Raw genomic sequence first — 10018 nt, 5'->3', positions numbered from 1 at the left:
GTGCTCCAGCCCGTCATTGGCCTGGGCGCGCGTCATCGCCAGGCCGCCGGCCAGCGGCAGGGTCAGTGCGACGGCGGGGACGAGCCAGCGAGTGGCGGGGTGCTTCGCGAAGGCAGTCATGAATTGATCATATGTGCTGTCGCAGACACACGCCATGCCCGCACTCGCCAGTTAACCCCGCCCCGCAGGATCCGCAGCGGTTACACCACTTGCCGGGACTTGACCTCCTCCGACGCCTACTGCCACATGGGGAACCTGTTGCCTACGTCATCTCCACCGTGGAGGCACGAGTCTCGCCCAAGAGCGCTGGAAAGCGGGGGAACACCACCTCAAGACCGCCGCCGCTTCACCCCATTTTGGTACCGTTAGGGCACGAAAAAGGTCCTCGCCAGAACATTCCTGCTCTGACAAGGACCTTTGGACGTCGGGCTGACAGGATTTGAACCTGCGACCCCTTGACCCCCAGTCAAGTGCGCTACCAAGCTGCGCTACAGCCCGTCCAAGTCGTTTCCGACCCGAGAAAGAACTTTAGCGGAAGCCGTGCGAGTACGCCAATCGGCGCGGACCGATGGACGCGCGGGCACCCCTCACCTTGACCCCGCGCGTCGATAGCCTCCCGAGCGTCAACCCCCACGCACGAAAGGCACCCCATGCGAACCCGACGCCCGACCCTCGCTGCCGCGCTCGCACCGCTCGCCGGCCTGGCCCTGCTCTGCCCGACCACCGCCCACGCCACGCCCACCACCGCCACGGACCGGATCACCGACGAGCACAGCCAGTCCGCCCGTGTGCACTCCGCCGCCCGGGAGGCGGCCAAGGGCCACCGCAAGCACCACCGCGGCACCCTGAATCCGGTGCTGGAGCGCGCTCTCGACGACCTGGTGGCCGCCGGCGCCATCGGCGTCACCGCCCGGCTGGAGACGCCACGTGGCCAGTGGAGCGATGCGGCCGGCCTTCGCGCCAAGGAGGGCAGGGCCCCGGCCCGGCCGGGTGATCGTTTCCGCGTGGCCAGCAACACCAAGATGATGGTCGCCACACTGGTGCTGCAGGAGGTCGACAAGGGAGTCTGGCGGCTCGACCAGCCCGTCAGCGAGGTGATGCCCGACCTCTTCCCGGACCATCCCGATGTCACCTTCCGCCAGCTGCTCAGCCACACCTCCGGCGCCCCCAATGGCACCCAGGAGCTGCTGGCCACCCAGATCACCGATCCCACCTCGCTGGAGCAGCTGCAGGCGGCACTCAGCCGCGACTACACACCCCAGCAGCACATCGACGTCATCAACACCGCCGCCTGGACCGAACCGGGAACGATGCTCTACTCCAATGCCGGCTACGTGGCACTCGGGATGCTGCTGGAGGAGCAGAACCAGCGACCCCTGTCGCACCTGCTGCGCACCCGCATCTTCAAGACCGCCGGGCTGCACCACACCCGCTACGCCACCGAGGCGCCGCTGCCCTGCCGGGAGCCGCGCTGCACGAGGATGCCTGGATGGGCGAGGCAGACGGCTGGCTGGAGCTGGAGGACTTCGATCCCGACCTGTTCGGTGCCGCCGGAGCCGTGGTGGGCACCACCGAGGACCTCAACGACTTCACCCGCGCGCTGGTCACCGGACGCCTGGTGGACAAGGCACTCGTCGCCCAGATGATGACGCCGGTCACCATGGGCGCGATCGACTACGGACTGGGGCTCTACCGCATCCCCGACCCGTGCCCCACCTCGGCCGACGATCCCTACCTGTACGGGCATGACGGTGCCGCCATGGGCACGCTCAGCGTCGCCTTCACCTCACCCGACGGGCGCCGACAGCTGTCCGTCGCCGCCACCGGCCGGGACCTGACCGCCCTGCCCGGCCGGGTGGACCTCAACACGGTGCTCGTCCCGATGCTCGAGGCCAGCTGCACCCCGAAGTCCTGAGCTCAGACCAGGGCACGGCAGATCGGGGCCACCGCGTCGTAGAGCGCGCGGTGTGCCTCGATCTGATCCTCATAGCGGTGCGCCATCCACGACGGCTGGGTCAGCTGGGGCTCGGCGAGGTCCTTCACCAGCGGGGCGGGCGGCTCAGCTCCGACGGCGCGGGCTGCGGCCCGAAGCGCCGACCAGGCGCCCGGCTCGGTCAGGTCACCGGTCACCACGGTCGCTGCGAAGACATCGGCCAGCACCTGCCGCCACAGGTCACTGTCGGCTCCCCCGCCGGCCAGCGCGATCCGGTCCTGGCGCCAGCCCATGTCGCCGGCGGCATGGCGAAGACCCATCGCCACACCGGTCAGGGCCGCCAGGTAGAGGTCGCCGGGATCGGTGCGCCGGGTGATGCCGACGAAGGTGCCGCGCAGGGACTCGTCACGCACCGGGGTGCGCTCCCCGCCGAGCCCGGGCAGGCACAGCGGCCGGTTGTCCAGCTCCAGGACGCGCTCGGCCAGCACACGGTCCAGGTCGTCGAAGTCGAGCCCGTCGAAGAACTGGCGGCGCGCCCACTCCGCCGTCGCGCCGGCCGAGAGCACCGCGCCGATCCGCAGCGTCGAGGACCAGCCCGGCATGACGAGCTGGTGTGTGGAGGTGACCTCACCTGGCAGACCGTCGACCACACCCGCCACCCAACCAGTGGTGCCGAGGTTCACATATGCGCTGCCGGGCGTAGTGCCGACCAGCCCGTCGGTGGCGGCACCGGCATCACCCATCCCATGCACCACGGCGATCCCGGACAACAGGCCCAGGTCGCGCGCGGCCGCGGCCGAGAGTTCACCCACCGCATCGCCGTCGACCAGCTCCGGCAACAGCTCCGGGCTCGCACCGCAGGCCTCGAGCACGTCGAAGGACCAGCAGCGCCCCGCCACGTCGAGCAGACCCGTGGTCGATGCCGTCACCGGATCGCACACGGCCCGGCCCGTCATGCGCATCATCAGGTATCCGGGGGCGCCCAGCAGCAGCTGCCGGGAGGCCTTCAGGCTCGACGCCTCGTGCTGCGCGAGCCAACCGATCTTGGCGGCCACGCTGCTGGCGTCCTGCTGGTTGGCGGTGGTGGACTCCCAGTCCGTCAGCAGCTGGTGCAGTCGCTGAGCCTCATGGCTGGCGCGCACGTCGCTGTAGAGCAGGGCGCGGCGCACCGGGCGAGAACCGGCCACCGGCACCAGGTCCTGCATCTGGCCGGTCAGACCGAGGGCAACCACCCGGCGTGGATCGTCGAGCCGGGCCAGGCAGGTGCGCAGCGACTGCCACCAGGCGCTCGGGTCCTGCTCCATCTCCCCCGACGGCCCGGTGGCGGTGGGGATGTCATCCTGGACGCGCTGGACGACCCGCCCGTCCGGCGTGGCCACGACCACCTTCACCCGGGTGCTGCCCAGGTCAATGCCGACGAACAGGTCGCCCATCACGATCCTCCTCGGAACGGGAACTACTTCTTGCCGCGCTTCTCTCGGGCCCGCACCTCGACCTGCACCGGCGAACCGACGAAACCGAAGTCCTCGCGCAGGCGACGCTCGACGAAACGCTCATAACCCTGGTCGAGCTGGCCGGAGGTGAACAGCACGAAGGTGGGCGGGCAGTTCTGTGCCTGGGTGCCGAACAGCACTCGCGGCTGCTTGCCACCCCGCACCGGGTGCGGGTGGGCGGCGGTGACGCGTCCGAGGAAGGCATTGAGCTTACCGGTGGAGATTCGGGTCTCCCAGCCGGCCAGCGACTCCTCGACGGCCTTGGAGAGCTTGTCCACATTGCGCCCGGTGAGCGCGGAAATGTTGACGCTCGGCGCCCAGCTGAAGGGGTGCATGTCGCGCTCGATCTCGCGGTTGAGGTAGTGGCGGCGCTCCTCGTCGGTCAGGTCCCACTTGTTGTAGGCGATCACCAGCGCCTTGCCGGCGTCCTCCACCATCGACAGGATGCGCAGGTCCTGCTCCGTGAGGGTTTCGGAGGCGTCGACCACCACGACGCACACCTCGGCGCGCTCGATGGCGCCCTGGGTGCGCAGGCTGGCGTAGTACTCGTGGCCGCTGGCCTCCTTGACGCGCTTGCGGATGCCGGCGGTGTCGATCAGGCGGTACAGGTTGCCGCCCACCTCGCACAGCTCGTCGACGGGGTCGACGGTGGTGCCGGACATGTCGCTGACGACGGCGCGCTGCTGGCCCGAGAGCTTGTTCAGCAACGAGCTCTTGCCCACATTGGGTTTGCCGACGATGGCGATGCGACGCGGGCCTCCCACCTCGACGAAGCTCTCGGCGGGGGCCTCGGGCAGCACCTCGAGGATGGCGTCGAGCAGGTCACCGGTGCCGCGGCCGTGGATGGCGCTGATGGCCCACGGCTGGCCCAGGCCCAGGTTCCACATCGAGGCGGCCTCGGCCTCGGTGCGCTGGTCGTCGACCTTGTTGGCGGCCAGCACGACGGGCTTCTTGCTGCGGCGCAGCACCTGCACCACGGCCTCGTCCTCGTCGGTGGTGCCGACCTGGGCGTCGACGACGAAGAGCACCGCGTCGGCGGCATTGATGGCCAGCTCGGCCTGTTCGGCGATCTGGTGGGCCAGGCCCTTGGCGTCGCTCACCCAGCCGCCGGTGTCGACCACGACGAACTCGCGGCCATTCCAGTTGGCGTCATAGCTCACCCGGTCCCGGGTCACGCCGGGGGTGTCCTGGACGACGGCCTCGCGGCGTCCCAGGATGCGGTTGACGAGGGTGGACTTGCCCACATTGGGGCGCCCCACCACGGCCAGGACCGGCTTGAGGGCGGTCTCCTGGTCGTCGAGGTCGAAGTCGAAGTTCTCGGTCATGCTGGTCTTCCTCACAGTGCAGTTCCAGGTGCAGCGACTGCTGCCCTGCTGGAGACGCCGGCCGGGGCCGGCGTCGTCGGGCCACTCCTGGGCCCGAAGGGTGAAGGAGCCATCCTACTCCCCCGCTCTGCGGTCAGCCGACCTTGGTGCAGATGGTGTCGATGACCTCGGCGAGGTTCAGGTAGGTGGAGTCCACCAGCTCGACGCCCTCGGCGGGCTTCTCGAACTGGCTGACGGTCGAGTCGTCGCGGTCTCGGCGCACCACCTGGTCGGTGACGGCGGCCACGTCCACCGCTCCGCCCAGTTCGGCCTGGCGACGGGCGATGCGAGCCGCGGGATCTGCCACCAGCAGGATCCGCAGGTCGGCGTCGGGGGCCACGACGGTGGTGATGTCGCGTCCCTCCACCACGATCCGCCGCTGGTGGGCGTCGATGATGGCGCGGAACTGGTCGTTGAGCCAGGCGCGCACCGCCGGGATGGTGGCCACGGTGGAGACCTTTGCGCTGACGGCGGGGTCTCGGATCGCGTCGGTGACGTCGCGCCCGTCGATGCTGGTCGACGGCTTCTCAGGATCGGTTCCCGGCACGATCGTGGTGCCGGTCACCCGGGCGACGATCTCCTCGGTCTGGCTGGCGTCGAGACCCGACTCGAGGAAGGCCACCGCCGCCGCACGATAGAGCGAACCAGTGTCCAGGTAGGCGAGGCTGAGCTTGCTGGCCACCCCGCGAGAGGTGCTGGACTTGCCGGATCCGCTGGGTCCGTCGATGGCGATGAGCAGGCTGTCGGTCACGTCCGTCAGCCTAGCGGGACCAGCTGGCAGAAGGCTCGGATCGGGCCACGATGGCACGGGCCCGCCGCCTCAGCGGTTGCGGCGACGGATCGCGTCGGTGAGCACCGTCGCGAAGCCCGTCCATGCGGCATAGGGCGCCAGCACGACGCCGCGCTCCCTGCGCTGCCCGACCCGGCGCACCAGGTCGGCGGAGCTCACCGCCAGCGCGCCGGCCACGCCCGTGGCAAGGGCGGGCCGATGGGCACGGAAGAAGACCCACGACCACCCGGCATTGAGCACCAGGTTCGCCCCGAGCGCGGCGGCATCGCGCACAACCCCGTCCCGGTCGCCCTCCTCCAGGCGGTCGGCGAGGTGCAGCGCCGAGATGACGGCGATGTCGGCGTACAGCGCGGTCCAGACCGGGCCGAAGACCGCACCCGGCGGCTGCCAGGACGGCTTTCGGCGGGTGCGGTACCACCGGCTCTGGGTCCCCTGAGCCGTTGCGAGGCCGCCCACAGTGGCAGCCGCCAGGACCGCGGCCGAGGTGGCGGCCAGCACCTTCACCGGACGCCACTGGTCACGTTCGGCCGAGGCATCCTCCACCGACTGCGCGAACGAGCGGGGCCCACCCTCCGGGGCGCCGACGAGGTCGGTGAGGTCGTCCTCCTTGCTGACGGTCTCGTGGAGCAGGGAGCCGAGCAGCGGTCCTGCCATCTCGGCGGGGGTGCGCGTGATGAGTCCGATCCAGTGCGAGGCCAGCCCAGGAGTCCACACCGGCGCGATCATGACGGGCCGCGGCCCCATCCCCTGGACCTTCGCATAGGCCTTCATCATCTCGGCATAGCTGAGTCGGTCCGGGCCACCAACGTCGAAGGTGCGGTTGTGCTCGGGGCCGAGGTCGGCGGCGCGCACGAGGTAGTGGACAACGTCGCGGTGGTCGATGGGCTGGATCCGGTTCGCGAGGAACTTCGGGCCGATGGCACCGGGGAGACGTTCCGTGAGGTCGCGCAGCATCTGGAAGGAGGCCGAACCGTCGCCGAGCACCACCCCGGCCTGGACGGCGGCGGTCGGGACGCCGCTGGCCATCAGGATCTCGCCAACCTCCACGCGGCTGGCCAGGTGCTCCGACAGTTCGCCGTCGGGGTGCAGGCCGCCGAGGTAGACGATCCGGGAGAGGCCCGCGTCGCGAGCAGCGTCGGCAAAAGCGTGGGCGATCTGCAGCTCGGTTCGGGCGAAGTCGTCACCGCCCCCCATGGAATGGATCAGGAACCAGGTGACGTCGGCACCCTGCATGGCCTCGGCAAGATCGTCTGGCGAATTCGCGTCTCCCTCGACGACGTGGATACGCCCGTCCCATTGGTCGGGCAGCTTGTCGGCATCGCGCACGAGGACGCGAACCGTCCAGTCCTCCTCCAGAAGCCGTTCCACCACAAGGGAACCCACGTAGCCGGTCGCGCCGGTGACCATTGCCGTCCTCGTCATGCTGGAAATCATGCCCGGTTGATGAGGGCGTGCCCCACGGGGAGCGGGCGTGTTCACCCACAGCGGACAGCCCTGGGCGATCGGCGCCCGGATGTGTTGTCGGGGAAGCTAGATTCGCACTGTCTCGCCGCCCCACGGCCCCCTCTGGAGGACCCATGCCCGCCACCTCTTCGCACCGGCTGAACCGCTTCGTCAGGTCCTCGCTGCTGGACACGGCCGTCGACGCGCCCGAGACCGTGTCCGTGACGCGCCGCCGCGTGGTCTGCGCCGTGACGCTCCTGCTCGGTGCCGGCGTGATGGGTTGGTCGCTGAACCTGCCGGCGGGCGATCGGCTGTTCTACGTCGCAACGGCCGTCCTGGCGCTGGTGTGGGTCGCGGGTGGACGACTGTCGGGTCCGGTGGCAACGACGGGAGCGCGCCGCGTTGAGACAGGAACGCACCGTCTGGGAGAGGCCTTCGTCATCGGCCTCTCGCTGCTGCTGCTCTTCCTCGTCGGCGCCGTCGGCGTCTCACAGGTCCCCGTGCTGGAGGCCCCCGTGCAGGGGCTGCTCGACCATGCCCGCAAGGGATCTCTGGCCGTCGTGGCGGTGGTGACTGCCGTGAACGGGCTCACCGAGGAGTACTTCTTCCGGGGCGCACTCTTCCAGGCGCTGCCGGCGCGGTGGAGGATCGCGGGAACCACAGTGCTCTACGGGGCGGTGACCGCCATGTCGGGAGTTCCGTTGCTGGTGCTCGCGGCCCTCATGCTCGGGGCCGTCGTGGCGCTGCAGCGACGGGCCACGGGCGGACTGGTGGCCCCGGTGGTCACCCACCTCACGTGGTCCCTGGGCATGCTCTTCCTGCTGCCGCCCACTCTTGACCTGGCAGGCCACCTCCTGGGCTGACGGGGCCTGGGCCGGCGCCGTTCAGGCGGCGATCGTGACGCCGGGCGGTGGCGGGGTCGGCAGGCAGCCCTGGAGGAAGTGCCGCAGGCGCTCGCGGTATTCGTTCGCCCCGACCAGCAGACCGCGCGCCAGGAGGTCCGGGTCGCCGGGCCTCGTCACCGCAGAGGTCCAGTCCACCGTGTGCCAGGACGGGGCGGTTGGCTGCCCCAGCGCCTCCGACAGTCGCTCTGCGAAGGCCTCCTGTTCGCGGTGCGGGCGCTCCTCGGGGATCACCAGGGCCGGTCGTCGCAGGCCAGCCACGGTGGCGATGGTGTTGTGCCCCGCCCCGCAGACCACCAACTCGGCGCGGGAAAGCAGATCCCTGGGATCGTCGACCCAGCCGTGCAGGTGCAGGTTGGCGGGCAGGCTGGTGTGGTCGGCGCTGCCGAGGGTCGGGCCCAGGACGTGCCACTGCTCGTGGGGCCTGGTGCGCGCGGCCCGCACCAGTTCGTCGACGGGGACGCCGTCGCCACCGGCGCCGCTGAGCACCGCCACCGTCCTCGGCTCCACCAGCGATGCTTGCCCGGTTGGGCTCTCGTCGAGCATGCCGATCCAGGCAGTCTTGTTCTCCCACTCGAATCCCGGCGACTGCAGGGCGTGCGGGTAGTAGGCGAACAGGCCCGCCGCGCTGGCATAGGCCAGCTGGTGGGCGGCGTCGGCCCTGTCGCCGGGCATCAGTCGGTGCGCCACCGGGAATCCGGCCAGGTGGCAGAAGACGGCGGCCTCGACGGAGACGTCGACCATCACGAGGTCGGGCTCGACGTCGAGCAGCACCCGGTGCAGTTCGGCGAAGCGCCGTTGGACAGCCCTGTTGGTGGGCGTCCAGTGGAAGGGACTGTGCGGATCCTGCCGGTGCGGACGTGTGGGGTCGACGTCCGGGGGCAAGGGATGGTCGGTCCCCGCTGCGCCCACGGTGACCACCTGTGCCACCCCGGATTCCTGGAGGCGACGGGCATGGTGCCGGTGTCCACTGCCGTGGTGGTGGGCGTAGTACACGATCCGCATCATGCCAGCAGACCATCGCGACACCCGGGCCGGCCACACCCCTGCAGCTGCATCCTTGTGGGGGGTGCTGGTCGGCCGGCACGAGCGGCAATGCTGGCTGGATGCCTGTCATTCGTATTGCCAGCGTCCCCCATGACCAGGTCTACATTCGCCACTGCGGCCCGGTGCCGGGCGATCCGGTCACCTTCGAACGGCTGCCCGATCCGCGTCCATCTCGCGGCGACGGCACCGAGCAGTCCGGCTGGTGGCCGCCCGCGATGCTGGAGCGGGGCTGGATCACCGAGCACCGCGACGAGTTCGACATCATGCATGTGCACTTCGGCTTCGACGCCCTGGCCCCCGAGGACCTGGAGCGGGTGGTGGCCGACCTGCGCCGGGAGCGCAAGCCCTTGGTCTACACCGTGCATGATCTGGGTAATCCGCACCACACCGACCCGGCGCTCCACCGCGCCGCGCTCGACGTGTTGGTGCCCAGTGCGGACGCGCTGGTGACCCTCACCGAGGGTGCAGCGCAGGAGGTGCGCGAGCTGTGGGGTCGTGAGGCTCTGGTGCTGCCGCACCCCCACGTCGTCGACCTGGACAAGCTGGAGGTGCGCCAGCGTGAGCCGCGGGTGCCGAACGAGCCGCTGCGGGTCGGGGTGCACCTCAAGAGCCTACGGCCGAACATGGCCTCCACCGAGCTGGTGGACGCACTGGTGGAGTCGGCGCGCCTCGTCAATGGGCACGGTGGCCGGCAGGTGTCGATCCAGGTCAATGCCCATCCCGAGGTGATGGACGGCACCGCCCACCAGCGGCCCGAAGGTCTGCCCGAGCACTTGCGCTCGCTGGCCGAGGACGGCTCGATCTCACTGGAGGTGCGGTCCTACTTCGATGAGGACGAACTGTTCGACTACCTGCAGTCGCTGGATGCCTCCGTGCTGCCCTACCGCTGGGGCACCCATTCGGGATGGCTGGAGGCCTGCGTCGACCTGGGCACCTGGGTGATCGCCCCCAACTGCGGCTACTACGCCGACCAGCGTCGGGTGCTCTGCTACCACCAGGACCGTGACGGGCTGGACTGCGACTCGCTCACCCGGGCGATGGAACGA

At 70.1% G+C, this 10018-nt stretch carries 9 protein-coding genes and 1 tRNA gene; 4 read left to right on the top strand and 6 right to left on the bottom strand.

Annotated elements, in window-relative coordinates; genetic code table 11:
* Positions 1-424: 424 nt before the first annotated feature.
* Positions 425-498 (bottom strand) — tRNA-Pro (locus ACHFFZ_RS12725).
* Positions 499-650: 152 nt separating this feature from the next.
* On the opposite strand from ACHFFZ_RS12725, the gene ACHFFZ_RS12720 reads away from it, so the two are divergent.
* Together ACHFFZ_RS12720 and ACHFFZ_RS12715 are read left to right on the top strand one after the other, a co-directional pair.
* Complete coding sequence (locus tag ACHFFZ_RS12720) at positions 651-1646, top strand: serine hydrolase domain-containing protein (protein WP_394276977.1); 996 nt, start codon at positions 651-653, stop codon at positions 1644-1646.
* The gene (locus tag ACHFFZ_RS12715; protein WP_394276976.1) at positions 1562-1915 is read left to right on the top strand and encodes a hypothetical protein; all 354 of its coding nucleotides are present in this window, start codon (positions 1562-1564) and stop codon (positions 1913-1915) included. The genes ACHFFZ_RS12720 and ACHFFZ_RS12715 overlap by 85 nt, the downstream gene beginning before the upstream one ends.
* A gap of 2 nt (positions 1916-1917) precedes the next feature.
* On the opposite strand, the gene ACHFFZ_RS12710 is transcribed toward ACHFFZ_RS12715, so the two are convergent.
* The 4 genes from ACHFFZ_RS12710 to ACHFFZ_RS12695 all read right to left on the bottom strand — a co-directional run bounded on the left by ACHFFZ_RS12710 (position 1918) and on the right by ACHFFZ_RS12695 (position 7002).
* Positions 1918-3366, bottom strand: a complete 1449-nt coding sequence (locus tag ACHFFZ_RS12710; protein WP_394276975.1) for an FGGY family carbohydrate kinase — start codon at positions 3364-3366, stop codon at positions 1918-1920.
* Positions 3367-3389: 23 nt separating this feature from the next.
* Positions 3390-4751: a ribosome biogenesis GTPase Der gene (gene der, locus ACHFFZ_RS12705; protein WP_394276974.1), complete on the bottom strand. Its 1362-nt coding sequence runs from the start codon at positions 4749-4751 to the stop codon at positions 3390-3392.
* Between the two features lie 133 nt (positions 4752-4884).
* Entirely contained in the window at positions 4885-5541 is a 657-nt protein-coding gene (gene cmk / locus ACHFFZ_RS12700; protein ID WP_394276973.1) for a (d)CMP kinase, read from the bottom strand.
* A 69-nt stretch (positions 5542-5610) separates the two neighbouring features.
* Positions 5611-7002 (bottom strand): tryptophan-rich sensory protein, encoded by a 1392-nt coding sequence (locus tag ACHFFZ_RS12695; protein ID WP_394276972.1) that lies wholly within the window; start codon positions 7000-7002, stop codon positions 5611-5613.
* Positions 7003-7157: 155 nt separating this feature from the next.
* Here ACHFFZ_RS12695 and ACHFFZ_RS12690 point away from each other — a divergent pair, with 155 nt between their 5' ends.
* Positions 7158-7886: a CPBP family intramembrane glutamic endopeptidase gene (locus ACHFFZ_RS12690; RefSeq protein WP_394276971.1), complete on the top strand. Its 729-nt coding sequence runs from the start codon at positions 7158-7160 to the stop codon at positions 7884-7886.
* Between the two features lie 21 nt (positions 7887-7907).
* Here ACHFFZ_RS12690 and ACHFFZ_RS12685 read toward each other — a convergent pair whose 3' ends face one another.
* Positions 7908-8933 carry a glycosyltransferase gene (locus ACHFFZ_RS12685; protein WP_394276970.1) on the bottom strand — a complete coding sequence of 342 codons (1026 nt, stop codon included), beginning with the start codon at positions 8931-8933 and terminating at the stop codon, positions 7908-7910.
* Between the two features lie 98 nt (positions 8934-9031).
* On the opposite strand from ACHFFZ_RS12685, the gene ACHFFZ_RS12680 reads away from it, so the two are divergent.
* A partial coding sequence (locus ACHFFZ_RS12680; RefSeq protein WP_394276969.1) for a glycosyltransferase occupies positions 9032-10018 on the top strand: 987 nt, incomplete at its 3' end.

It is taken from the genome of Luteococcus sp., assembly GCF_043424415.1.
Lineage (GTDB): Bacteria > Actinomycetota > Actinomycetes > Propionibacteriales > Propionibacteriaceae > Luteococcus.
Note: the sequence above shows the minus strand (reverse complement) of the source record. Positions and strands in the feature narration are given on the sequence as shown.